The organism is Acinetobacter sp. YH12072 (assembly GCF_013419565.1).
Lineage (GTDB): Bacteria > Pseudomonadota > Gammaproteobacteria > Pseudomonadales > Moraxellaceae > Acinetobacter.
On record NZ_VOZV01000005.1, the window covers coordinates 1 to 25,649 of the forward strand.

The window sequence follows — 25,649 nt, forward strand, 5'->3', positions numbered from 1 at the left end:
TGTTCAAATGGCGATTCAGCGTTTAATTGGTTTTGGGAAAAAAGAAGAGTTTAAGGAAATTTTGGCAATTTTAAGAAAGCAGAATCCTGATAGGATAAGGGTTCTGTGAAATTTGTCGTGTACAGAGCAGTTTCTGTTTTATTTTCTGCTCTGGCTAGTTGCCTTTGCCAGTTCATTCCGGCAGATCCAGCTGCGTTTTTTGAGTCGACTACAACTCGTTAAATTAGTGCTCTTTGGCTTGGCGTTTATAATTGCCTGTGCGGATGCTTACCAGTTTCATGTCATTGAACAGGCTGACTTATATCGTGTAAATTATTTTGTGCCGTTTAACCTGTGTATAGGACCCGCCTTTGTCTGCTGGATTGTGCAGCTGCAACATCAACAAAGCCAATATCAACCAGTTTGGCCTCAATCTGCAAATTTCTCCTATACACTTTATGTCACCCATTTCCCTTTACTGCTTTTTATTCTAGGCTGCTTTCCTGCAACGCTTGATCACGGTCTTGAGGGTGCCGTTTTATCCTTATTTATGAGCATGTGCAGCTTAATTTTCTTTGCCTGGTTCATGGCCAAATGGCTGGAACCCCAAAGAAAAAAAGCGTTATCAACTACTCTGCAATAACGCTTTCCCAAAACTCAATTGTCAGTATAAATCAGTCCGTTTTTTTAGGACGTGCGCCAAACAAGGCAGTTCCCACACGTACCATGGTAGAACCTGCTGCAATCGCCTCGGTCATGTCGGCAGACATCCCCATACTTAAAGTATCCCAGTCTTCAGGTTTTGCATGATGGCTTTTGACCTGCTCGAACAAGGCTTTGGCATCTGCGAAAGCCTGAGTATTTTCTGGCGCAGGAATGACCATCAGACCACGTAAGCGCAAATTCGGTAATTGACTGATCTGTGCTACTAGATCGGCCACTTCCTCAGGCTGACAACCGTCCTTGCTATCCTGCCCATCAATATTGACTTGCAGACAGATATTAAGTGCAGCTTGAGAATCACTACGCTGATTAGATAAACGTTCAGCAATAATCAGACGATCCACCCCATGCACCCAGGCAAAATTTTCTGCCAGATGTTTGGTCTTGTTGCGCTGCACATGACCGATAAAATGCCACTCAATATCCATGTCTTTGAGTGCCGTGATTTTTTCCAGTGCTTCCTGTAAATAGTTTTCACCAAAGGCACGCTGACCAGCCTGATACATTTCTGCCAGCACAGGGCTAGGCTGGGTTTTGGAGACGGCCAGAAGTTGCACCGAATCCGGCTCACGCCCCGCCAGAGCGCAGGCGGACTGGATCTGAGCTAAAACCTGATTTCGTGACTGTTGCAGCATATTCATTGATGGGGTTCTCATTTCGTGCGGATTTTTTTCCCTTGCTCATCAACTAAGTGTTGGTTAAGCTGTGGGAAAGCCTTATTATTCTAGCAAAATAAATAACATTTTAATGAACTCGGGGACCTTATGGATATTACAGAACTGTTAGCCTTTTCTGCTAAAAATGGTGCGTCGGATTTACACTTATCAGCAGGTTTACCACCCATGATTCGTGTGGACGGGGAAGTACGCCGCATCAACCTGCCTGCACTAGAACATAAAGAAGTACACAAACTAGTGTACGACATCATGAATGACAAGCAACGCCGTGATTATGAAGAAAATCTGGAAACTGACTTCTCTTTTGAAGTTCCAGGCGTAGCCCGTTTCCGTGTGAACGCATTTAACCAGAACCGCGGTGCAGGCGCAGTATTCCGTACCATTCCATCTAAAGTACTGACCATTGAAGATCTAGGTATGGGCCAGATCTTTAAAGATATCTGTGAATATCCACGTGGTATTGTACTGGTGACAGGACCAACCGGTTCGGGTAAATCAACGACGCTGGCGGCAATGCTGGACTATATCAATGACAACCGCTATGACCATATCCTGACCGTCGAAGATCCAATCGAATTTGTACACCAATCAAAAAAATGTCTGATCAACCAGCGTGAAGTACATCGTGATACGCATGGATTTAATGAAGCATTACGTTCTGCATTACGTGAAGACCCGGATATTATTCTGGTCGGTGAGATGCGTGACCTTGAAACCATCCGTCTGGCACTTACTGCTGCGGAAACCGGTCACTTGGTCTTCGGTACCCTGCATACCACCTCAGCGGCAAAAACCATTGACCGTGTGATTGACGTGTTCCCTGCTGAAGAAAAAGACATGGTGCGTGCCATGTTGTCAGAATCGCTGCAAGCTGTTATTTCGCAAACCCTGTTGAAGAAAAATGGGGGGGGGCGTGTGGCTGCACACGAAATCATGATCGGTATTCCGGCGATCCGTAACCTGATCCGTGAAAACAAAGTGGCACAGATGTACTCTGCGATTCAAACCGGTGCCAACTATGGCATGACCACGCTGGATCAAAGCCTGAAAACGCTGGTATCGAAAGGCATTATCAGTCCGCAAGTCGCCCGTACTGCAGCAAAACAGCCTGAATCATTCTTATAAGAATAATTAATTTTTTGGGGTTTTATCATGGACTTTAACGGCTTACTCAACTACATGGTAGAGAAAAAGGCCTCGGATCTGTTCATTACAGCCGATGTTGAACCCTCTATCAAAATTAATGGTCAGATTGTACCGATTGGCTCGGTAAAATTACCGGGTGCAGCTGTGGGACAGCTACTTAACTCAATCATGACCGAGAAGCAGCGCAAGGAATTTGCGGACACACGCGAGTGTAACTTCGCCATCAGCAACCCGGACAAATCGGCACGTTTCCGTGTCAGCGCATTCCAGCAACGCGATCAGCCAGGTATGGTACTGCGTCGTATTGAAACCGTCATTCCGACTATGGATGAGCTGAAATTACCGCCTATTCTAAAAGAATTGGCAATGACTAAACGCGGTATCATTATTTTTGTGGGTGCAACCGGTACCGGTAAATCAACTTCCCTCGCCTCTTTGATTGGCTACCGTAATGAAAATTCCAAAGGTCATATCATTACCATTGAAGACCCGATCGAATTTGTGCACCAGCATAAGGGTTGTATCATTACCCAACGCGAAGTCGGCATTGATACTGACTCCTTTGAAGTCGCATTGAAAAATACCCTGCGTCAAGCACCAGACGTGATTCTGATCGGTGAGATCCGTTCTCGTGAAACCATGGACTATGCGATTGCCTTTGCGGAAACCGGTCACCTGGTTTTTGCGACCCTGCACGCCAACAACGCCAACCAGGCCATCGATCGTATCATTCACTTCTTCGAAGCCGACCGTCACAGCCAGCTGTTTATGGATCTGTCCCTGAACATGAAAGCCATTGTGGCACAGCAGCTAATTCCAACTATCGATGGTAATGGCCGCCGTGCAGCGATTGAAATCCTGATCAATTCGCCATTGATTGCGGATCTGATCCGTAAGGGCGATGTGCATGAAATCAAGGATTTGATGAAACGTTCACGCGAACTGGGCATGCAAACCTTCGACCAGGCATTATATGACCTATATAAGGCCAAGCAGATTAGCTATAAAGATGCACTAAAACACGCCGACTCACCAAACGACCTGCGTCTGCAAATCAAACTGTCAGAAGAAGGTGGCGAGCATTTATTACGTGCGCATTCCAATATTACTTTTGATGGTCAAACCTGATCATTTTCAAAGCATAAAAAAAACAGGCTTTTAATAAAGCCTGTTTTTATTTCAGCCTAAAGCTAAATTATTTCTTACGGTAAGCTTCCTGACATTCAGGCGCGTCACAATAACCGTAAAGATTAAGTGAATGTCCAGTCAATGCAAAACCAAATTTCTTCGCAACTTCGTGCTGTTCATGTTCAATCACATCATTTGTAAATTCAACGACTTTGTTGCAATTTTGACAAACCAAGTGATCATGGTGATCTTCCTGCATAATTTCAAAAACTGAATGATTATTTTCAAAATTATGACGCTCGATAATCCCTGCTGCCTCAAATTGTGTTAACACACGATACACAGTTGCAAGACCCACATCTTCCCCTTGTTCGAGTAAAGTCTTATAAATGTCTTCAGCGCTAAGGTGATGCCGTCTAGAGTTTTCTAATAGTTCTAATATTTTAATTCGTGGAAGGGTAACTTTCAGTCCAGCTTTTCGTAAATCTTGGTTTGAAATAGGCATGTAAAAAGGTCTCTCAACAAAATCAAAGTTGGAATAGGCAACAAAGTTTAGATGCAGTATGATCTATCCTTGGATCAAATGCATCATAATTAATTTGGGATAGTGTAGCAAAATGCAAAAAATCATGCTGACGTTATTCGTCACTTCATTGCTTGTCGGCTGTTCGACATTAGGTGTGTACAAAGTTGATATTCCTCAAGGAACACCTTTAACTCAAGCACAAGCCTCTAAAATTCAGGTAGGAATGAGCCACCAACAGGTGCGTTTCCTGCTCGGTAGTCCAACAGTATCTGATCCGCTCAATCCGCTACGCTGGGACTACATCTACAACTATACCCCAGGAACCTATGCTAAAAAAGCCAAGATCCCAGCAGCCCAAGGCCAGCATCTAAAAATTTACTTTAATCAGTCTGGTATCGTAGAGCGTATTGAAGGTCTGGAAACCATTCCAGAATCTCAACCAGGTCTACCAGGTTCCAAAGAAGCGATCTTAAATGCCCCACCACTATAATCGCTTTTGCATAAAAAAACCCCTGTATGATCAGGGGTTTTTTTAATTAAATAGATTGATTTATCAAATAATCAGACCATCTGTTCAATAAAGCCACATTCCACTAATCGGAACGTTTATTTTGCTTGAAACGGTTACCTTTGGCATAACGTCCTACCGGATTCTTCTCAGCGCGTTTACGGCGGATATCCTTGGGATTAATGGTTAAAGCACGATAAATCTCTACCCGGTCCCCTGCTGCCAATGGCTGGGTATGATCCTGTAGCTTAGCGCCAAAAATACCCAGATTCAGAGGTTCAGGCAATTCCACCTGTGCACGGATTCCGCTTTGCTCAATTGCATCCAATGCAGTCATGCCGGGCTGGAAAGGTACGGCAATATGAAACTGTTGTTCCGGGGTAGCATAGGCCACCCAGATCATTGCCTCAGTCATCAGAAAAATTGTCCTAATACCGCAACAATCGCCAGAATAATTGATACTGGTAAGACAATACGAACCGCAATACGCCAGATGTTATACACTGCTTCTGAACTAAAGTTCATCGATTTACGTAAATGGCTGATCTTCATGATCCAGCCAGCAAACAAGGCATAAATCAGACTGATCACCAGTCCCCAAAGAATCAGCAGATTATTGAAAATTGGAGCAACATTTGGAATTAACCAGACCAAGGTGGCAGCGATCACAATCGCCCACTGAATGATAATATTCATTTGACGTTGCTGTAATTGCTCACGTGCCATTTGCATAAGCAAAGCAGCGGCTGCGACAATGGCTGCGATTAAAGCAAATGCAGGGATTTCAGCTTTTACTGCAAAGAAACCAAAGGCGATGATCGCTAATAGCTGCGCCACCCAAATCGGTAAGGCTGTTTTAGTCGCAACATCCTGCTGTTTTACGACAGCCAGACTTGATTGCCAATACAGCCCCATACCTAGACCACTCGCCACCAAAGCCAATACAGTGGCATTGCCCCACTCTAAGAATTGGACGGGTGTTACCTGCCAAGCCGGTAATTCAGTTCCCATCACATTCGCCATGATCAAAGATGCAAGTACGCCGATCGTGGTAATCCCAACCAGAATTAAACGTGGCACCAGCGATAATACAAATGCAGCAATTGCCAGCACCGCAAAAATCACTGGCTGCTGAACATCGAGATTGGCCACTGCAATCACATTAGAAGCATGATTGAGCATCGCACCCGCAAGGAATGGGATAAATACAACCGCCAGCCAGCCGACGATCCGCCAGCGCTGAGAACTATCAGCTTCACGGGTAAGGCTCGACAATGCCTGTAATGCAGTGGTTTTTGAGCGTTTCGCCAGAGCAATTTCCAGATAACAGACTGGAAGGGCCAGTATTAGCATGGTCGCTAACCACAACATCCAGAAATCAAGCTGACGGTCAATCTGAATACCTGTTATCGGTGCGAGTGTCGCAATAATAAGAAAGGATAAACAGAAAGCCATCAGAGGCGATAACCATTTTGACATAGCATTGTCCTGCATGATGTATTCCTATAAAAATCTAGCGCTATTTTGCCTTGTGAGGCGATGAAAATCAAAAACAAAAAAGCAAACCACCATGCCCGTGATTTGCTGCGCAAATTTATTATTAAGCTTTATTTTTTATTTTCCCGATTTATCTTTATTTTAACAACAATCGAGTTATGAGAAGAAACGGGCAAACCAGTTTTTACCCTTTTTCTTTTCTTTATCTTTAATGATTCCCATCATATTTTCTTTTACCGCACCGACATAATCCGCATCATCATGCTGAATATGATTGATCAGCCATTTAGATAATACTTCATGTAATTCCGCTTCAATAGATTGGCCCAATTCAAAACGGTCACGATAAGATTCAATCTTTTTAATAAACAGGTCATGCACACGTTTATGTGGCACACGATATTTATAACCCGCTTCTTCCTGAAGTGATTCTTCAAAGGTAAAATGAGACTGGGTATAATCAATAATATTTTCTAGAATCTGTTTAATACGAGCACGATCGGTATTGGCATCAATTCCATCAATCTCATTGATATAATCGAGAATTCGTTTGTGCTGATCGTCAATCACATCGATACCAGTATTATAATCTGGAACCCATTTCATTTTCATTACGACCACCTATTGATATTAATGATTTATCGCTTGAAAAAGATCATATATCTAATTGATTTAAATAAAAATGAAGTAAATCGGTTGGTTTTCAGTTTATTTTCTACTTAATTAATGTAAATCATTGTTTATCCAATCAATTATATTTTAAACCCGACTACAAGAATAAAGTATTTTTTGATCGATTTTATATTTCATGGTTTATTTATTTTAATGATTTCACTATAAAATAAATATCAAATTCAAAAAAACAGGAGCGATGTCCTGTTTTCTAATATCGAATTTTAACCAGATTTAATATAAATCTGCTTTAGTCACTCTTTTAAGCGAAGGATCCAAACGTTCTCTTTCCAGACGGGCGACATGTGTCAATTGGGAACGATATTTGGCTCCATCTCTGAACAAAATCATTTCACCTTCCTGAAATGCTGTCCATTCTTCATTCTGCGTTAGCGGCTCTGTGGTAATCACAGCGACTCGATCTTCAGGCGTGGTGACTTGGCTAAAATCAACTTCAACTTCGATATCAATCAGTTGGGCTGGCTTAAATGGATATTTACGAACCAGCCAATGCAGTTTAGTCGTTGCATAGGTAAATAAAGCCTGACCATTGGATAAACAGAAATTAAAAGTGCCATGCTCTGCAATGGATGGAGAAATCTCGGCCAACAAATCAAAAACCTGATCCAGCTTCGGTTCATCATAACCAAAATGTTTCACCAGCTGATCCAGCAAATAACAGAAAGCACGCTCACTGTCAGTATTGCCAACTGGCGTAAAACGTCCAGAAAGCTCAGGTAAAAAATCTTTTAAATCACCATTATGAGCAAAGATCCATTGTCGTCCCCATAATTCACGGCTAAACGGATGCGAATTTTCCAGATTAATTTTGCCTTGTGTCGCTTTACGGATATGTGCAATTACATTACGGGATTTGATCGGATAATTACGCACCAATTCTGCAATCGGTGATTCAACAGCTGACTGATTATCAACAAATAACCGGCAAGCCTTATCTTCAAAGAAAGCAATCCCAAAACCATCAGAATGATCTGAGGTAATCCCCGCCCGCTGAGAAAAACCTCGAAATGAAAAGGTAATATCTGTTGGTGTCGCACAATTCATTCCAAGTAGCTGGCACATAATCTTCATTCAGGTCACAGAGTGTTCTTAAGGTTATTGTGCATCACAGGCTGAACCTTTTCAAATCTCGATCATTGCAATGCTATGCGCTAAAAATGCTAATAAACTATTTTTTTATATTTAATTTAGCAAAAGGAGTTTAAGCTTCAAAACTTAGCTTAAAAATAAATACTTTAGATTTAACTTTCATATTTCTAGTGATCAAAATCTTAAAATAAAAGAAATAAAAAAGAGCCTCAAGTGAGACTCTTTGATATTCAATTTATCTTTATGGACGATGTGGATTAGAACGATTGGTAATTAAAGTTCCTACACCATGATCAGTAAAGATTTCTAACAGGCTCGCATGTGGTACACGACCATCCACGATATGTGCACTGATCACGCCGCCTTTTACTGCGTCAAGTGCACAGCCGACTTTAGGAATCATGCCACCATAGATCACACCCGTTTCAATCAGACGATCAACTTCCTGAGTCGTTAAACCGGTCAGCAGATTTTTATTTTCGTCGAGCACCCCCGTAATATTGGTCAGAAGAATCAGCTTTTCTGCCCCTAATGCTTCTGCCACTTTACCCGCAACCAGATCCGCATTGATATTATAGGTGTTGCCTTCTTCATCGACACCGAGCGGCGCAATCACCGGAATAAAGTCACTGTTGGTAAACATTTCCAGTACGTCAGTTTTCACGCCAACGACTTCACCCACCATACCCAGGTCCACTTTTTGGATTGAACCGTCTTCAGCCGTCTTTTCCATTAACAGCTTTTTGGCGCGTAACAGGTTGCCATCTTTACCGGTTAAACCAATTGCACGGCCACCATGTTTGTTGATCAGGTTCACAATTGATTTGTTTACGCTACCGCCCAGAACCATCTCGACCACTTCCATGGTTGCCGGATCTGTCACGCGCATACCATCAATACGGTCAGATTCACGACCTAGCTGTTTCAGCATAGAATCGACTTGTGGACCACCGCCGTGTACCACAATCGGATTTAAACCGACTGTTTTTAATAAAACGATGTCACGTGCAAAAGAGCTTTCTAGCTCAGGATCCGTCATCGCGTTGCCACCGTATTTTACCACCAGGGTTTTACCCGCAAAGCGTTGGATATACGGCAAAGCTTCAGTCAAAATTTGTGCTTTGTCGATGCCTGTATGCTGATTTGGCATTCGCCTCTCCTTATTGAGCATCTAAAATGTCTTGAGCGATCTGTGGATAACGGTCACGCAACATGGATACAAACAGATGTCGAATTTCATTCAGGCCTTGTGCATCATTGGCATCAAAGCGCACCGTGAAATATTCACCCGTATTGGATGCTCGAATGATGCCAAAACCATCATCAAAATCAAGACGTATCCCGTCAATTTTACTGATTTGTGCATTTAATTGCGTAGATTGCTGCTCAACAAAGTTTAAAAGCTCAGCAGGCTGCACCTGATGAGTGGAAATATATAAGTCTTCAGTTCCATGACGTTTTGGATAAGCACGCAAGGCTTCACTTAAGGTCATACCTTTCTGATCCAGATATTCCATGACCCGAAGCGCTGCATAAAGACCGTCATCATAGCCCCAGCCACGTCCGTCATTAAAAACATAATGCCCGGCATATTCACCACCAAAAATGGCCTGATGCTGGGACTGCGCCAGATATTTTCGCAGGAATGAGCTACCAGTACGAATCATCACCGGTTTTCCGCCCAGGCGTTGAACTGTATCGCGAATCAGGGTTGAACATTTAACGTCATAAACAAACTGACATGCTTTTGTGCCAGTCATACAAATTTCTGCGAATAAACAGAGAAGCTGATCAGCACTAATAATGACACCCTGCTCATCCACCAGTACCAACCGGTCCCCATCACCATCTAGGGCAATACCCAGATCCGCCTGCTGTTGCATGACGACCTGACGTAAGGTTTGTAAATGTGCTTCCTGAGAAGGATCAGGCGCATGATCAGGAAAATGCCCATTGGCTTCACAACGTAAGGCGGTAACTTCACAACCTAGTTTTTGCAGCACCAAGTTGGCACAACGTCCTGCCGAACCGTTCAGACCGTCCAGCACCACTTTAAATGGGCGCTTCAGCTGAATATCTTCAAGCATTTCCTGCTGATATTGCAGACAAAATTCGGGAATAATTTGGTGAGGCAAATCATTCAAACACGATAAAGAACTATTTACATGAAGTTTTGCTTTTTGTGCGACCTGCTGAATCATCTCGGGACAAGGCGGCTCCCCTACAATAATCCATTTAATTCCATTATCTTCTTTAGGATTATGGCTGGCCGTGACCATCACACCATTACCATCAAACTGACGCGCTGTGTAATACAACATCGGACTGGAACAACAGCCGATAATGGCAGCTTCAATAGCATAGTCCTGAAAAATACGGCGAATGGTTTCAGCAAAAGCCGGACTGCTGATGCGGGCATCATAGCCAATCGCAACCCGAGTCTGCCCCGCAGCTTGATATTGCTGAGCCAGACCATGCGCAATAGCATCAATCACACCTGTACTGAGTAAACTGACTTTACCCCGGATATCGTAGGCACGAAAAATGTGAGCCGGAAAGGGTTGATTCATGGATCCCATAAACTGTTCTTTTCACTATTGAATATAAGGAGATAAAATAATGATTAAGCAATCATCATGACTTTAAACATTTGTTTTTGTTTTAAGACTCTGTATTTTTATATGAATTGAATGTGACAATCAATTATAAAAGTATAATTATTAATCTTTTATGTATTTAATTTGTATAACTAGTAAAATAAATAAACCCAACTAAAAATGACTTCTTGCATTATTTATCATCTATTTTCTTAAATTCTGAATGATTTTATTTTTCTATTTAAATGATACTAAAAATTTATTTAAATATTTTTCATTGAAATAAAATTCAAGAATAAAGTTTATTAAATAGCTCTGTCATTTTTTTATTGTTTTTATGATTAAAACTCTAAAAAAAGATGACTTAACTCAAAACATCCAAGTTAAGTCATCCTTTAATTTTAGTTTTTACCAGTATGACCGAAACCGCCCGCGCCACGCTCGGTTGCTTCAAACTCATTCACCAGATCAAATTCGGCCTGTACCACAGGGACTAATACATATTGGGCTAAACGCTCACCAGGTTCCAGGCTAAATGCCGTCTGACTGCGGTTCCATACAGAAACCATCAGCTCGCCTTGGTAATCTGAATCGATCAGACCCACCAGGTTACCTAAAACGATCCCGTGTTTATGACCTAAACCAGAACGTGGCAAGATCAAACCAGCAAATGCTGGATCTTCAATATAAATTGCCAAACCAGTTTTTACTAAAACTGTTTGACCCGGTTCAATCACAGTCGTTTCGTTGACACATGCACGAAGATCGAGTCCTGCTGAGCCAGTCGTTGCATAAGTCGGCAATGGCCATTCCTGACCCAGACGTGAATCAAGGACTTTCACCTGAACTTTCATGTATTTATTCCTGTTGTTTAATATCAAAAAATTTAAAGAATCAAAATTGTAGCGTTCTGTTACTTTTACCGTTTAATCAAGGCACGCAAATTATCCAGATAGTGCTGAGCCTGCTGTTTTGGATCAATATTGCCTGCAAGTTTTTTCTTGCGACCTAACCATTCCAGTTCATCTTCTGGCAGCTCATCCAGGAAGCGGCTTGGGGTCATCTGTTTCATCTGTCCACCCGCCTTACGCTGTTCCGCTAAGGTAATAGTCAAGCCCTGACGCGCACGGGTAATCCCCACGTACATTAAACGACGTTCTTCCTCGACTGTTTCGGCAGCAATCGAGTTCTTATGTGGCAAAATTTCTTCTTCCAGTCCGATTAAGTAGACATAAGGAAATTCCAGACCTTTGGATGCATGCAAGGTCAGAAGGTTAACCTTATCAGTATCTTCTTCTTCCTGCTGCTGTTCCAGCATATCGAGGAGCACCATCTTACGGATGACACTTTCGATATTTTTCTCTTCAACATCTTCAGCACGATTGATCAGGCTCTGAATACTGCTGTAGAGCACTTCAATATTATCGAGCTTAGTTTTTTCCTGTGCCGGTGTCGCTGCGGATTCCTTGATATAGTCAATATAGCCCGCTTCCACCATCATCTGACGGATGATTGGTACAGGTTCATCGTCTTCCAGCAAGTTACGGGTAAAGTTATTAATGAAATCTGAAAATTCTGCCAGTTGTGTGGTCGCTTTCTTTGGAATGACCATAGTTAAACGCTGATCGCCTGCCGCTGACAGTAGAGACAGATTATTTTCCTGGGCAAACAGACCGAGTTTTTCCAGCGTCACCGGGCCAATCGCACGTTTCGGCGTATTAATAATCCGCAGGAAAGCACTGTCATCTTCCGGGTTAATGATCAGACGCAGGTAACTCATGATGTCCTTGATCTCTGCACGCGCAAAGAAAGACTGACCACCAGAGAGCTTGTAAGGAATCTGCATCTGGCGCAGCTGAGTTTCCAGAATACGTGCCTGGAAATTACCACGATACAGAATCGCGTAATCTTTCCAATTTTTACCATTCATCAGCTTATGCGTGATCAGGTCTTTCACTACGCGTTCTGCTTCATCATCATCATTACGACAAGTGATAACCCGAATCACTTCACCGTGACCTTTATCTGACCAGAGCTTTTTATCAAAGATATGCGGGTTGTTGCCAATCACGGTATTGGCAGCTTTCAGAATACGGCTAGTGGAACGATAGTTCTGTTCCAGCTTGATCACTTTCAGATTCGGGAAATCCTGTTGTAACAGTGCCATATTTTCTGGCTTGGCACCACGCCAGGCATAAATCGACTGATCATCATCCCCTACCGCAGTGAACTGGCCCATGACCCCGACCAGTAATTTCACCAGAATATACTGTGCAGTGTTGGTATCCTGATATTCGTCCACCAGCAGATAACGCACGCGGTTTTGCCATTTATCGCGAACTTCCGCATTTTCCTGCAGCAGGCGCGTTGGCATCACAATCAGGTCATCAAAGTCTACAGCGTTATAGGCACGCAGATTACGCTCATAAAGTTGGTATAAATGCGCGAACTGAACATCTTCCGGGGTTTCACAAGTCGTGTGAGCCTGTTCTGGTGGAATCAGATCGTTTTTCCAGTCCGAAATCACCTTCATGGCTTTAGCAATCAGTTCTTTGCTTTCTGCACCCGACAAGTTATCGCGATGCATCAGATCCATCAGAATCCGCTTACAGTCATCGGCATCCAGAATCGAGAAATTATTTTTTAGCGGTGTGTGTTTGAGTTCTAAACGCAGCAGATTCAGACCAAAAGTATGGAAGGTCGAGACTGAAAGGCCTTTGGCTTCTTCTCGGGTCAGCAATTTGGTGACACGCTCTTTCATCTCACGTGCCGCCTTGTTGGTAAAGGTCATGGCCGTAATACGATGTGCCGGAATGCCGCAATGCTTGACCAAGTAGGCGATTTTTCTTGTAATTACCGAGGTCTTGCCTGAACCCGCTCCGGCAAGTACTAACAAGGGTCCTTGAGTATATTTCATGGCTTCAAGTTGCTTGTCATTTAACTGACTGGCGAGTGACATATGGCTTCCTCTTCTAGATTCGGCTCCGATTATAGTCATCTCATGCCCAGATGCCTAATTGAAAATTCATTTTCCTGCGTCATCTTTCAGACATAAAAAAACCACCCGAAGGTGGTTTTTCTGCAAAATCAGTGATTACTGAACGGCATATACTGCAATTTCAACACGACGGTTTTGTTCTTTACCAGCCGCAGTTGAGTTGTCTGCGATCGGGTTCGCTGAACCAAGACCTTGTGCATTAATACGAGTACGTGCTACGCCTTGACCAGCAAGGTAGTTCGCAACAGATTGTGCACGTGCTTGAGACAATGGAATGTTGATTGAGTCATTACCAGTGCTGTCTGTATAACCAGTTACCAAAATACCGCTTTGGCTGTCTTCAGTCAGAACTTGAGCAACTTTGTTTAATGTTGCATAGAAGTTTGGTTTGATGTTTGACTTGTTAGTGTCAAATGTAATCGCACCAGGCATTACCAGGTTGATTGAACCATCTGGATTACGGTTAACGTCTACGCCTGTACCCGCAGTTGCCTGACGTAATTTTTTCTCTTTATTGTCAAGATAAACACCAGCAGCACCACCTACAACTGCACCAATTGCAGCTGCACGGTTGTTTTGACGGCTAGTATTGGCATTACTTTTAGAAATACCATAACCTGCAGCAGCACCAATTACTGTACCCAAAGCTGTTTTGTCGTACTCAACACCACCCAGGTTATTGCCAGTAGTTTGACAACCTGTAAGTGCTACTGCCCCTGCTACAGCTGCTGAAATTAATAGTGCACGCATTGCATGCCTCCTTTGTAGTGTAATTTATATCTTAGGTCAGATAATGATTTAAAAATAATGGGATAACCATTGAATTTTTGTTAATAATAAATCTTTTAGTAATATTTTATAATGTTTATGTGTAACCAATTTCCTGAATTTCATCATAGTTTCTTCATAGTTTAACGATCGGACTTTTCTATTCGCTCAACTCCCTCTATATTGTTCAAAATGTGATGAAATTTAGACGATTATTCTCTGGGACTGTTTTTATATGTCATCTAAAAGCAAGCAACAAACGACTTTAAAAAAACTTACCCGTGGCCTCACGGTGACATCTGTCATGACTGGCAGTACTTTTTTTCATGGGCCACCTGTACTGGCTTTGGGGCTGACCAAACTTTTTAAGAAATCTTCTAAGATTGATGAAACCAATATCAAGATTACCAATAGCTGGTTAAGCGTAAATAACTGGCTAATTGACAATGTCCTGAAAAATACCAAATGGCAAATCAGCATTGATGAATCTCTGGATCTGAACATGCAGGGGCGTTATTTAATGACCTGTAATCATCAGAGCTGGGTGGATACCACGGTAAACCAGTATTTCGGTTTAACACGTATGCCTCTCACCCGCTTCTTTACAAAATGGGAACTAATTTTTATTCCATTTGTAGGTCAAGCCTTTAAAATTCTGGGCTTCCCGATGATGAAACGGCATAGCAAGGAACAGATTGCCAAAAACCCTGCCCTGAAATACCGGGATATGGAAGAAGCACGTAAGGCATGTGAACAACTGGTTAGCCAGCCATTTACCTTGCTGAATTATCTGGAAGGTACACGTTTTACCCCAGAAAAGCATGAACAGCAAAAATCGCCTTATAAGCATTTGTTGAAGCCTAAGGCGGGCGGTCTCGCGCTGGCACTGAACATTCTGGGGGACAAAATTGATGCACTGGTGGATATGACTATTGTTTATCCTGACGGTGTGCCAGGTTATGGGGAATTCTGGTTAGGCGAAGTCCCGCGTATTGCCGTGAACTTGAGAAAAATTGACATTCCAGACTGGGTACTCGGCGGCAATTATGAAGATGATGCAGATTACCGTGCGCGTTTCCAGCAATGGGTAGACCAAATCTGGACTGAAAAAGACCAATTAATTGAGCAAATGCAGCAGAACCTGATTTCCGCTTCTGCCTGACATTTGCCAGAGAGACTATGAAGAACGACAACCCGGACCTCGTGTCCAGCTCATTTAAGTTTATTCGCAAAGGCACCTGGGGCTGGAAAATTGCACTGATTTATGACATTTTCATGATGGTTGTCATCATCATCAATTTGTTCTGTCTCTGTGCCAATGCCATTCTGATGAGCGATTTTGGGCACTGGTTGTTTGACTTCATTCGTCTGCCTGATGTCTTGCAGTTTTATAAAAGTGAATTACGTCCCTGGGTAATGATTACCGAGGGATGGTTTACCACCTTCCTGATTATTGAACTCATCGTTCGCTGGTTCATTGCCATTGTTATGCGCCACCATGCCCGCTGGTGGTTCTTTCCCTTTGTGCACTGGTATGAAATTTTATCCATCATCCCACAGCTACGTTTTCTGCGTTTGTTACGTGCAGTCGCGATTGGCTACAACCTGCATAGCCATGGATACAAAGTCATACCGGCAAGCTGGTATAGACGGGGTAATTTCTACTATAACCTGCTGATGGAAGAACTTTCGAGCCGTGTAGTATTGACGGTACTGGATGGCATTAAACGTGAACTCAGCACCAGCACATCACATAAACAATTAATTGATGATTTGGTGGAACATCACCGTAAATTACTGGCTGTTGCTTTGGCAGATATCTTGCAAGAGTCTTTGGGCAAGGAATTACAGGCACAGCGCTTCATGATTTCAAAAAATGTCGGGCAAGTCGTCAATCAGGCCATTGAAGATACACCTGAACTCACTCAGCTTCTGCGTCTGATTCCCATTGTGGGCGGGCGACTGGAGCGACAGATCCAGAGTATTGGTCAACGTCTGGGAGAAAATATCACCCAAGGCCTGATCGATCCTTTTACACATAGTGGATCACAAGAAAACCCGACTTTTGCCATGATTTCAGATAAGATTAGCCAGATTCAGATTGAACATAATCCACATATTGATAAATTAGTCGAATCGGCTGTTTTTGAAACACTTGAAGCCATTCAAAAACAGGTCAAAGTAAAACAGTGGCAACAGATTTTAGAAGAACACGAACAAAATCAGGGCTCAATAGATAGATGAGTTTTCATTTGCAGACTCGGCTAAGATAAGCTGATTCTATTCGTATAAAAAAAATAACTTGGATCGCTAGAGAATTAACGAAATTTGTTCTAGGATTTGCACTATTTACAACATTGCTTCGACATAAAACAGCAAGTCAGAAGTATTAAGGAAAAATTATGGCTGACATACGGATAAAAGGCAGAATGGTCAATGCGCTACGCATTAGCCTCGATACCAATGATCATGATGCAATCCGCCAGCAACTGAAACCAAAATTACAAGCGGCTTTTCCGCCAGGCACATTGGCGGTGATTGAAAGTTCAGTCGATCAGGAACTGATTGCCCTGATCCAGTTACTGATTGATCTCGAAGTTCAGCCTATGGCAGTGACTGAAGGGATTCTGGGGGATCAGGCTCGTGCGATTCAGTTCCCTGTTCTGCCACCAGACCGTCAGTTACAGGAAATTAAGGCGACCAAAGAACAGGTCATGGAAGTCAAATCCGAATCTGCTGCTGACGATGAAAAAGCTGATGCAGCACCGATCGTCGCGCATGTGACTTCTTATCACGATGAAATTCTGCGCACCGGCCAATGCATTGTGCAGAATCAGGGTGACATTATTATTACGGCCGGAATAAACAGTGGTTCAGAAGTGATTGCTTCAGGCAATATCCATATTTATGGCAGCGCGCGTGGCCGTGTGATTGCAGGTGCGGGTGGCAATACTGCAGCGCGTATTTTCTGCCATGCGCTGGAGGCCGAACTGATTTCTATTGCAGGTACTTACTGTGTGGCCGACGACATTCCACCGAATGTTGTGAAAAAACCCGTGCATATTTACTTGAATGATCAACAAGAGCTTGTATTTGAAGCTCTACAATTTTAATGTATAAATAAACACCAAAAACCCCATTTTATAGGGGATTTGAACCATAACAGGAGTGGATTCGGTGGCGAAAATTGTTGTCGTAACATCAGGCAAAGGTGGCGTAGGTAAGACTACAACAAGTGCATCTTTTGCAACAGGTTTAGCCCTACGTGGCCACAAAACTGTGGTAATCGATTTTGATGTAGGCTTGCGTAACCTTGATTTGATTATGGGCTGTGAACGCCGTGTAGTATATGATTTTGTAAATGTTCTCAATAACGAAGCACGATTACAACAAGCACTGATTCGCGATAAAGATATTGAAAATTTATATATTTTACCTGCTTCACAAACACGTGATAAAGATGCTTTAACTGATGAAGGCGTAGAACGTGTAATGGATGAGCTTTCACAGGAATTTGATTATATCGTGTGTGACTCACCTGCAGGTATTGAACGTGGTGCCATTTTAGCCATGTACCATGCAGATGAAGCTATCATTGTGACTAACCCTGAAATTTCTTCAGTACGTGACTCTGACCGCATCATTGGCATGCTAGACAGCAAAACTAAAAAAGTAGAACAAAACGAAGGTCGCATCCGTAAACACCTGTGTATTACCCGTTTCAATCCGGAACGTGCCGATAAACAGGAAATGTTAACGATTGACGATATTTCTAAAGATATTTTACGTGTTCCAACCTTAGGGGTTATTCCTGAGTGTCCAAGCGTTCTACAGGCATCGAATGAAGGTAAACCAGTGATTCACTTTACCGAATCTGCCGCAGGTCAGGCTTATGATGACCTTGTAGCACGTTTCCTGGGTGAAGAGCGCCCTTACCGTCATATCGAAGTAAAACCTAAGGGCTGGTTAGCACGATTATTTGGAGCGTAAACATGGCTGGATTCTGGAGTAAACTTTTTAGTAGCGAGGATAAACCATCAAGCGCACAAACCGCGAAAGACCGTTTGAAAGTCATTGTTGCTTCTGAACAGGGTTTGGGGCGCCGTTTGAGTCAGGATAAAATTGACCAGATGAAGACAGAAATCATGCAAGTGGTCAATCGCTACGTCCGTGGGGTTGATGAACAGCACATTCAGATGCAGGTACGTTCTGAAGCAAATATTGAAATGCTTGAAATGAATATCAATTTACCTGAAGAGCGATAATCTGAATTTTGATTAGTCAAGTAAATTGATTCAAGGCAAAATATGAGCCTCAACAAAGCGCCGCTTTGTTGAGACGCAAGACCAGAAGCTTGGCTTCGCGTAGACTTGATAGTAATTAGTATTTTTTTTACCTCATCTCAAAACGTGAAGTGATACTTCGAATAGACAAAGTGCATGATAAGACTTTGCCTCTTGCGAACTCATATTTTGCCTTTTTTCATGCCGAAGAATTACATCAAGGAGATTGCGATGGCATTATCTCAACCAGCGACCTTTAACGAAGAATGGTCAGATGAGCGTGTATATGCCTACCTGAATCAGCTTCCTCCTGCAGGCGTCAATGCAGATTTTCATGTGCTTTATCATGCATTCAAGCATATGCGCCCTTTTGATTATGAACGCCTGCTAACCAAATTTGTCGCAGACGGTCGCGATCTTAACGCCACCAATCCGGAAGGACAGCGCATTCATGACGTGATTGCCACTTATCCGCGTCAAAGTGCCGAGTTCCTCGCAGTATTAGAAAAATTTGCATAAGTTGTAATGCATAAAAAAGCCTGCTTAAAGCAGGCTTTTTTAATCGCTAGAGATTCTGGATTTAAACCAAGATCTCACGCTTCCCATTGGCACCCATTGAGCTGACAATGCCATTTTCTTCCATCTGGTCAATGATCCGTGCAGCACGGTTATAACCCAGACTGAACTTACGCTGCAAAGATGAAGTTGATGCTTTGCGGGTTTCCAAAACAAAAGCCACACACTGATCATACAGCGCATCTCGATCAGATCCACCATCTCCACCATCCTCAAAGCCGCGACTAGACGGTTCTTCATCAAATGGAGTCAGGATCTCATCCACATAGTTAGGCGCCCCACGTTCACGCCATGCATCACAGATCCGGTTCACTTCATCATCGGCAATAAAGGCACCGTGTACGCGCTCTGGCTCAATTTTACCCGGGCCAAGGAACAGCATATCACCATGACCGAGCAGATCTTCTGCACCACCTGCATCGAGAATGGTACGTGAGTCGATTTTCGAGTTCACACGAAGTGCGACACGTGTCGGAATATTCGCCTTGATCAGACCAGTGATCACATCTACTGAGGGACGCTGAGTTGCCAGTAACAGGTGAATACCGGCAGCACGGGATTTTTGTGCCAGACGGGTAATCATCTCTTCAGCTTTCTTACCGACCTGCATGATCATATCCGCGAACTCATCGGCAACAATCACAATCGATGGCAATGGCGTTAAGCGCGGTGCACGTTCCCCTGCGACTGATTCACTCGCTTTCCAGGTTGGATCAAATAGCTCTTCACCATTGGCAAGCGCCTCTTCTACCTTACGGTTATAGTCGCTGAGCTTACGAATTTTCAGGAAAGACATCAGTTTGTAACGACGTTCCATTTCATTCACACACCAGTTCAAGGCACTGACTGCATCTTTCATATCGGTCACAACTGGGGTTAACAGGTGTGGAATATCGTTATAGTTGGCCAATTCAAGCTGTTTCGGATCGATCAGGATCAGGCGTAACTGGTCTGGTGTGTACTTCAATAGCATCGATAGAATCATCGAGTTAACCGCCACCGACTTACCAGAACCCGTAGTCCCTGCTACCAGCATATGCGGTGCTTTACCCAGTTCAGTAATCACCGGATTGCCTGAAATATCCTTACCCATGGCCATCGACAAAATGCCATCTGGATCATTGAATTTTGGAATTTGTACCAGTTCAATCAAACGCACCATTTCACGGCTACTGTTCGGAACTTCAATGCCGATATAAGGCTTACCTGGAATAACTTCGACTACACGTACTGAAGCCATTGACATCGAACGAGCCAAGTCACGTGAAATATTAGTGACTTTGGAAGCTTTCACACCAGGCGCAAGGTCCAGTTCAAAACGGGTCACGACTGGGCCTGGCTGAGCCTCGACCACTTTGGCTTTAACGTTAAATTCCTGAAGCTTGATTTCCAGAAGTTCTGATAAACGGGATAATTGCTCTTCAGTGAAATTCACTTTTTTGTTCGGATCGACTTTATCCAGCAATTCCAGACCCGGCAATGGTGACAGGTCTTTACGGCGCTCAGCGACCTGCATGGCTCGTGACATTGGACGACCAGCGGCATCGGTCAGTGGCGCATCGAAGTCAAACTCGTCTTCATCCTGAGGCTTACCGGCAGTTTCATGCCAAGCTTCAATAAATTCTTCTTTGGACAATGCTTCCCGAACTGCTGCATTGGTCGCTGCGGTTTGAGCTGCTGTCTCTACACGCTGAATCGGTGCTTGAACAAAAGCAGAAGATTGGGCATAACTTGATGCACGTACAGGTGCAGGTTTTGGTTCATCAGCTTCAACCAGTAAATCGTCCAGATCCTCAAAGTCCGCTTCCAGGCTGGTATTTTTAATCGCATGTGCAGCCATAAGTGGAGCAGCCGCAGTTGAGCTGATTGTTCCAGCATCTTCTACAATTCTGAGGGATTTTTCAGCTGCTGCTGAATTGAACGGGGTATGCACATCCGTTGCGGTTTTACCTTGCGGGACTGCGGCCAATAACTCATCAAAAATTTCATCATCATCCCAGTCCAGATTATTCTTGGCGGTAGATGATGATGTCACTTCATGAGCATTGTGATTCGTTGACGCAGCTGCAAATGCATCAGGAGAAAAATCAGCTTGCTCTTCTTCTGCAGCTTTAAGCAAAGCATCGATATCCTGCTTGTGACGCTGGTCTTCATTGGAATGTAACGCACGCCACACCTCCCCTGTTGCCACCACACGATCCGGCTCTACTGTTCGCGGTGCTTGTTCCTGAACAGGTTCTGAAGCTGATGTCTGTACAGGTTCAGAAATATCTTCTTCATAGTGGTGAGGCTGGTGCGATTCTTTATCTGCAAAATCCTCAAACAGGCGTTCAGCGACATGATCGCGAACTACAGGGTCGACTTCTACCAGATCATGCTCAGGTGCGGCAGTGACTGGTACTGTCACTTTTTTGGCAGCTGCTTTTACCGCTTCTTTTTTAATTACAGGTGCGGTACGGTCAAAATCAGACATACCTTCTGGCACATTACGGTAGAACAGGTCTTGCAGATAAGCAGGTGTTGCCTTGAGACTGCTCCAGGTCTTGTTCCATTTCACACCAAATGCCAAGGTAAACAGAACCACCCAAAGCACCAGCAAGAAAAAAGCTGCGCCATAGACAGTTAGTAATTGTTCAAGACTTTGGCCCAGTTCATAGCCAATGATCCCGCCTGAAGAATTATCCAGCGTATCGGCTGGAACTTGCCAGAACAGGAACAGCAACGCCGATGTAGTCAATAACAGGAAGAATTGGGCAGCATAGCGGAATGGACGGTTCAGGAAGCTGCGCGGCCACCAGACCTGGATTGCTTCCATAAACAGATACACAGGGATCAGCAGGCTTGCCCAACCGAGAAAACCAAATAACAGGTCTGAAATCCAGGCCCCTGCAACCCCACTGGCATTTGAAACTGTCTGCGTATCACTAGAGATATGCATCCACCCCGGATCAAATGGTGTATAGGTCACTGTTGCAAGAAACAGATAAATCCCAAATGAGACTAAAAATAATGTCATTACTAAGCGCTGTGCATAGGCACTCGACACCGCTGTCATATACTGTCCTGTAACCAATTCTTCATGAATATTCTTTTGCTGGTATGCTTCAAAAAAAGCGTCGCAATAAAATGCATATTATGCACCTGTTGCATCAAAAAAGATGCATTATTGTGTACTTCTTCTATATAGCCCAAATCGATTTCGATGATCAATAATATCGACTTTAATCTCACACCACTGTTATACAGTTTCACGTATAATTCAATAAATTTCTAAATAAAAAAGGATACAGCGAATGAGCGCACGTCACTCACGACTGATTATTTTAGGTTCTGGCCCTGCTGGCTATAGCGCAGCAGTCTATGCAGCGCGTGCAAACTTAAAACCGACCCTGATTGCAGGTCTGCAACTGGGTGGTCAATTAACCACAACGACTGAAGTAGATAACTGGCCTGGCGATCCTGAAGGTCTGACTGGTCCAGCTTTAATGGAACGTATGCAGGCTCATGCAGAACGTTTTGGTACTGAAATTGTTTATGATCATATCAATGAAGTTGACCTTAACGTTCGTCCATTCGTCCTGAAAGGCGATATGGAAGAGTTCACTTGTGATGCCCTGATCATTTGTACTGGTGCAACTGCGCAATACCTGGGTCTGGAATCAGAAGCTACATTTATGGGTCAAGGCGTGAGCGCTTGTGCAACCTGTGACGGTTTCTTCTATAAAGAACAAAAAGTGATGGTTGTGGGCGGTGGTAATACCGCTGTTGAAGAAGCGTTATATCTCTCTAACATCGCTTCTCATGTGACCCTAGTTCATCGTCGTGATACGTTGCGTTCTGAAAAAATCCTGCAAGACCATCTTTTTGAAAAAGAAAAAGAAGGCAAAATCAGTATTATCTGGAATCATCAGGTAGAAGAAGTGTTGGGTGATACCACTGGCGTCACTGCGGTACGTTTAAAATCAACTCAAGATGATTCAACTCAGGACGTTGAAGTATCAGGTCTATTTGTTGCTATTGGTCATAAACCAAATAGCACTATGTTCGAAGGCCAGCTAGAACTGCGTGATGGTTATATTCAGGTTCAAAGTGGTACCGCAGGGAATGCCACCCAAACCTCTATCCCGGGTGTATTCGCTGCAGGCGATATCGCAGACAGTATCTACCGTCAGGCGATTACTTCTGCAGGTTCAGGCTGTATGGCGGCACTGGATGCAGAAAAATATCTCGATGCCATGGGTAAATTAGACTAAGCAGCGAAAATAAAAAGACCGTCCATCATGGGCGGTTTTTTTATGTATGATAAAAACAGTCTATTTCAAGATCAGGGTTCTGCATGCATCTTCTTCCTCCTTCACAGTACATTTTCCCCAATCCTGAAGAAGCAGATCTTGAGGGTGAAGGCCTGATTTGTATCGGTGCAGACCTCTCCCCTTCTACTTTGTATGAGGCCTATACCCATGGTCTCTTCCCCTGGTTTTCTGAAGGTGATCCGATCTGCTGGTGGAGTCCGGAACCACGCTGTATTATTCGGCCAGAAGATTATCATCCAAGTAAATCCCTGCTTCGAAGCATGAAAAAACAGGATTATAAAATTACGGTGAATCATGCTTTTGAAAGAGTCATCCGTTCCTGCTCATTGCCTCGCGCTTATGCAGATGAGACCTGGATTAGTAAAGAGATCATTCAAGGTTATTGCGACCTGTTTAATGCGGGTTATGGTTATAGTATTGAGGTTTGGGATGAAGATCGCCTAGTAGGTGGACTCTATGGGGTGACTATCGGCAAGGGCTGTTTCGGTGAATCCATGTTTAGTACCCAAACCGATGTTTCTAAAATGGCTTTCTATGCCCTGATGCTGATTGGCAGAGAAAATCAGCTGCCCTGGATTGACTGTCAATTGGTGAATGATCACTTGATGAGTCTAGGTGCCTGTACAATTTCTCGCCATACATATCTTAAATCGTTACAAGATGTGATAAAACAGCCTGCGATCATTTGGAAAAAGTATCAAGACGGTGTATTTTCAAGTAAAACAATAGCGCAGTCTGCGCGATTAAGTGAATGAAAATAACAGAGGGCACTTGTTATGAACTCTTATCAACCACAGTCCCTACTGAACGATTTACAGTATTATATTACGCCGCCGCATGACTGTAGCTATCTGCCCAACAAGTCCGCGCGCATGGTTTTTCTTGATCCAGCGCACCGTATTGATGTAGTGACGCTGTCCGAGCTTTCTCGTACCGGTTTCCGTCGTAGTGGTGATTTTGTCTATCGGCCTGAATGCCACCTGTGCCGTCAATGTTTATCTTCACGTATTCCTGTTCATGAATTCCAAATGAACAGCTCGCAAAAAAAAGCCTGGAAACGTAATCAGGATTTGACGGTTAAAATTACCCATCCTGAACAGGCCACAGATATACATTACGCCCTCTATGAACGTTATATTAATGAACGTCATGCAGATGGTGATATGTATCCACCTAGCCGTGACCAGTTCGAAAAGTTTTTACTGCAAAGCTGTACCGATAGTTTCTTTCTGGAATTATGGAAAGATGACCGTCTCATCAGTGTATCGACTTGTGACCTGCTCGATGATGGCGTTTCAGCGGTGTATACTTTCTTTGATCCTGATGAGAACCGCCGTTCCCTTGGTGCCTTTGCGATTCTGAAACAGATTGAGCACACTCAAAAACTTGGCTTACAGTTTGTTTATCTGGGCTACTGGGTGCCACATTCAGCCAAAATGAACTACAAGTCTCAATACCTGCCACTTGAATTATTGATTGACGGGCAATGGCGCCGATTAAACCGCACCCTTACCCCTGTGGAGATTGAACATCTGGGAAACTCCTTGATGACGACCTTGCCTAGCGGATGGAATAATCCCATCATCAAGTAATTTAGTCGTCAAATAAGAGCTGGAATATTATTTAAACAGGCTGGCAAAATCATCAGTACAGGACTTCACCATAATAATGGCATGTTCCCGAGTGCCATTCGAATTCGGATAATAGTTCTTGCGCAGATCAATCTGATGAAAACCGGTTTTTTCATACAGTTTAATTGCAGCAGTATTGCTTTCCCGTACTTCCAGAAAGATTTGTACTGGACTATTTTTCAATAATGCAATTGAGGCATCTAGCAACTGATAACCTAAACCTTTGCCCTGTTGCGCAGGATCAATTGCCATCAGTAATAAATTGGCTTCATCCAACACCGGCTGTAAAATGCAGAACCCTACGACTTGCCCTGCTTGTTCAATCACAGTGCTTTGATAGGCAGTAACAGCATCTTCAAATTGTTTAAAGGTCCAGGGATGGGATTGTACTTTGGTTTCAATCTTGGCAACGGCTGGTACATCCGCAGCTTGCATCAAACGAATCATCTTCGTTCATCTTATCTAGAATTAACCTCCGCATTATAGAAACTTTATTTAAAAAATCGAGCAAAAAAAA

At 43.4% G+C, this 25,649-nt stretch carries 25 protein-coding genes and 1 pseudogene; 13 read left to right on the forward strand and 13 right to left on the reverse strand.

The features are described from left to right. Window positions 1–127 precede the first annotated feature (127 nt). Window positions 128–622: pseudogene (locus tag FTU19_RS03390) on the forward strand (acyltransferase); the annotation flags it as partial. A 31-nt stretch (window positions 623–653) separates the two neighbouring features. Here FTU19_RS03390 and FTU19_RS03395 read toward each other — a convergent pair. Then, the gene (locus FTU19_RS03395) at window positions 654–1,343 is read right to left on the reverse strand and encodes a YggS family pyridoxal phosphate-dependent enzyme (protein WP_180130105.1); all 690 of its coding nucleotides are present in this window, start codon (window positions 1,341–1,343) and stop codon (window positions 654–656) included. A gap of 123 nt (window positions 1,344–1,466) precedes the next feature. On the opposite strand from FTU19_RS03395, the gene FTU19_RS03400 reads away from it, so the two are divergent. Both FTU19_RS03400 and FTU19_RS03405 read left to right on the forward strand, forming a co-directional pair. Then, window positions 1,467–2,504 (forward strand): type IV pilus twitching motility protein PilT, encoded by a 1,038-nt coding sequence (locus FTU19_RS03400; RefSeq protein WP_004783232.1) that lies wholly within the window; start codon window positions 1,467–1,469, stop codon window positions 2,502–2,504. A gap of 27 nt (window positions 2,505–2,531) precedes the next feature. Further along, the gene (locus tag FTU19_RS03405) at window positions 2,532–3,653 is read left to right on the forward strand and encodes a PilT/PilU family type 4a pilus ATPase (RefSeq protein ID WP_004783234.1); all 1,122 of its coding nucleotides are present in this window, start codon (window positions 2,532–2,534) and stop codon (window positions 3,651–3,653) included. A gap of 67 nt (window positions 3,654–3,720) precedes the next feature. Here FTU19_RS03405 and fur read toward each other — a convergent pair whose 3' ends face one another. Beyond that, a complete protein-coding gene (gene fur / locus FTU19_RS03410; protein ID WP_004783237.1) occupies window positions 3,721–4,158 on the reverse strand; it encodes a ferric iron uptake transcriptional regulator in 438 nt (145 codons plus the stop codon). Window positions 4,159–4,270: 112 nt separating this feature from the next. Between fur and FTU19_RS03415 the strand changes: the two genes are divergently transcribed. Then, window positions 4,271–4,669 carry an outer membrane protein assembly factor BamE gene (locus FTU19_RS03415; RefSeq protein ID WP_004783238.1) on the forward strand — a complete coding sequence of 133 codons (399 nt, stop codon included), beginning with the start codon at window positions 4,271–4,273 and terminating at the stop codon, window positions 4,667–4,669. Between the two features lie 103 nt (window positions 4,670–4,772). Here FTU19_RS03415 and FTU19_RS03420 read toward each other — a convergent pair whose 3' ends face one another. The 9 genes from FTU19_RS03420 to FTU19_RS03460 form a co-directional block, all read right to left on the reverse strand. After that, window positions 4,773–5,102, reverse strand: coding sequence for an RnfH family protein (locus FTU19_RS03420; RefSeq protein WP_005221123.1), 330 nt, complete (start codon window positions 5,100–5,102; stop codon window positions 4,773–4,775). After that, complete coding sequence (locus FTU19_RS03425) at window positions 5,102–6,181, reverse strand: hypothetical protein (RefSeq protein ID WP_180130108.1); 1,080 nt, start codon at window positions 6,179–6,181, stop codon at window positions 5,102–5,104. Before FTU19_RS03425 ends, FTU19_RS03420 begins: the two co-directional genes overlap by 1 nt. 159 nt (window positions 6,182–6,340) lie before the next feature. Beyond that, on the reverse strand, window positions 6,341–6,796 hold the full coding sequence (locus FTU19_RS03430; RefSeq protein WP_004783243.1) for a bacteriohemerythrin: 456 nt from the start codon (window positions 6,794–6,796) through the stop codon (window positions 6,341–6,343). Window positions 6,797–7,090: 294 nt separating this feature from the next. Next, a complete protein-coding gene (locus FTU19_RS03435) occupies window positions 7,091–7,939 on the reverse strand; it encodes a class II glutamine amidotransferase (protein ID WP_179992931.1) in 849 nt (282 codons plus the stop codon). A gap of 268 nt (window positions 7,940–8,207) precedes the next feature. Further along, window positions 8,208–9,116, reverse strand: coding sequence for an acetylglutamate kinase (argB, locus tag FTU19_RS03440; RefSeq protein ID WP_159123314.1), 909 nt, complete (start codon window positions 9,114–9,116; stop codon window positions 8,208–8,210). A 10-nt stretch (window positions 9,117–9,126) separates the two neighbouring features. Then, the gene (locus tag FTU19_RS03445) at window positions 9,127–10,545 is read right to left on the reverse strand and encodes a phosphomannomutase/phosphoglucomutase (RefSeq protein ID WP_180130110.1); all 1,419 of its coding nucleotides are present in this window, start codon (window positions 10,543–10,545) and stop codon (window positions 9,127–9,129) included. A 419-nt stretch (window positions 10,546–10,964) separates the two neighbouring features. Then, window positions 10,965–11,417, reverse strand: coding sequence for a dUTP diphosphatase (gene dut, locus FTU19_RS03450; protein ID WP_004783254.1), 453 nt, complete (start codon window positions 11,415–11,417; stop codon window positions 10,965–10,967). A gap of 65 nt (window positions 11,418–11,482) precedes the next feature. Continuing rightward, a complete protein-coding gene (locus FTU19_RS03455; RefSeq protein WP_180130113.1) occupies window positions 11,483–13,522 on the reverse strand; it encodes a UvrD-helicase domain-containing protein in 2,040 nt (679 codons plus the stop codon). Window positions 13,523–13,657: 135 nt separating this feature from the next. Next, complete coding sequence (locus FTU19_RS03460) at window positions 13,658–14,311, reverse strand: OmpA family protein (protein WP_034704448.1); 654 nt, start codon at window positions 14,309–14,311, stop codon at window positions 13,658–13,660. Window positions 14,312–14,564: 253 nt separating this feature from the next. Here FTU19_RS03460 and FTU19_RS03465 point away from each other — a divergent pair, with 253 nt between their 5' ends. The 6 genes from FTU19_RS03465 to FTU19_RS03490 all read left to right on the forward strand — a co-directional run bounded on the left by FTU19_RS03465 (window position 14,565) and on the right by FTU19_RS03490 (window position 19,131). Continuing rightward, window positions 14,565–15,491, forward strand: coding sequence for an acyltransferase (locus tag FTU19_RS03465; RefSeq protein WP_180130115.1), 927 nt, complete (start codon window positions 14,565–14,567; stop codon window positions 15,489–15,491). Between the two features lie 17 nt (window positions 15,492–15,508). Next, a complete protein-coding gene (locus FTU19_RS03470) occupies window positions 15,509–16,573 on the forward strand; it encodes a preprotein translocase subunit SecA (protein ID WP_166137962.1) in 1,065 nt (354 codons plus the stop codon). 158 nt (window positions 16,574–16,731) lie between these two features. After that, window positions 16,732–17,442 (forward strand): septum site-determining protein MinC, encoded by a 711-nt coding sequence (gene minC / locus FTU19_RS03475; RefSeq protein ID WP_180002419.1) that lies wholly within the window; start codon window positions 16,732–16,734, stop codon window positions 17,440–17,442. 64 nt (window positions 17,443–17,506) lie between these two features. Continuing rightward, on the forward strand, window positions 17,507–18,319 hold the full coding sequence (minD, locus tag FTU19_RS03480; RefSeq protein ID WP_166137968.1) for a septum site-determining protein MinD: 813 nt from the start codon (window positions 17,507–17,509) through the stop codon (window positions 18,317–18,319). A gap of 2 nt (window positions 18,320–18,321) precedes the next feature. Further along, window positions 18,322–18,594: a cell division topological specificity factor MinE gene (minE, locus tag FTU19_RS03485; protein WP_004783265.1), complete on the forward strand. Its 273-nt coding sequence runs from the start codon at window positions 18,322–18,324 to the stop codon at window positions 18,592–18,594. 249 nt (window positions 18,595–18,843) lie between these two features. Continuing rightward, window positions 18,844–19,131 (forward strand): PA4642 family protein, encoded by a 288-nt coding sequence (locus FTU19_RS03490; protein ID WP_004783267.1) that lies wholly within the window; start codon window positions 18,844–18,846, stop codon window positions 19,129–19,131. 61 nt (window positions 19,132–19,192) lie between these two features. On the opposite strand, the gene FTU19_RS03495 is transcribed toward FTU19_RS03490, so the two are convergent. Next, entirely contained in the window at window positions 19,193–22,243 is a 3,051-nt protein-coding gene (locus tag FTU19_RS03495; RefSeq protein ID WP_180011375.1) for a DNA translocase FtsK, read from the reverse strand. Window positions 22,244–22,481: 238 nt separating this feature from the next. Here FTU19_RS03495 and trxB point away from each other — a divergent pair, with 238 nt between their 5' ends. From trxB to FTU19_RS03510, 3 genes are all read left to right on the forward strand, one after another. Beyond that, window positions 22,482–23,441 (forward strand): thioredoxin-disulfide reductase, encoded by a 960-nt coding sequence (trxB, locus tag FTU19_RS03500; protein ID WP_180011373.1) that lies wholly within the window; start codon window positions 22,482–22,484, stop codon window positions 23,439–23,441. An 83-nt stretch (window positions 23,442–23,524) separates the two neighbouring features. Continuing rightward, a complete protein-coding gene (gene aat, locus FTU19_RS03505) occupies window positions 23,525–24,256 on the forward strand; it encodes a leucyl/phenylalanyl-tRNA--protein transferase (RefSeq protein WP_180011912.1) in 732 nt (243 codons plus the stop codon). Window positions 24,257–24,277: 21 nt separating this feature from the next. After that, window positions 24,278–25,093, forward strand: a complete 816-nt coding sequence (locus FTU19_RS03510) for an arginyltransferase (RefSeq protein WP_005234302.1) — start codon at window positions 24,278–24,280, stop codon at window positions 25,091–25,093. Window positions 25,094–25,120: 27 nt separating this feature from the next. Here the strand turns inward: FTU19_RS03510 and rimI are convergent, their stop codons facing one another. Continuing rightward, window positions 25,121–25,579, reverse strand: coding sequence for a ribosomal protein S18-alanine N-acetyltransferase (gene rimI, locus FTU19_RS03515; RefSeq protein WP_180002414.1), 459 nt, complete (start codon window positions 25,577–25,579; stop codon window positions 25,121–25,123). Between the last annotated feature and the right edge of the window lie 70 nt (window positions 25,580–25,649).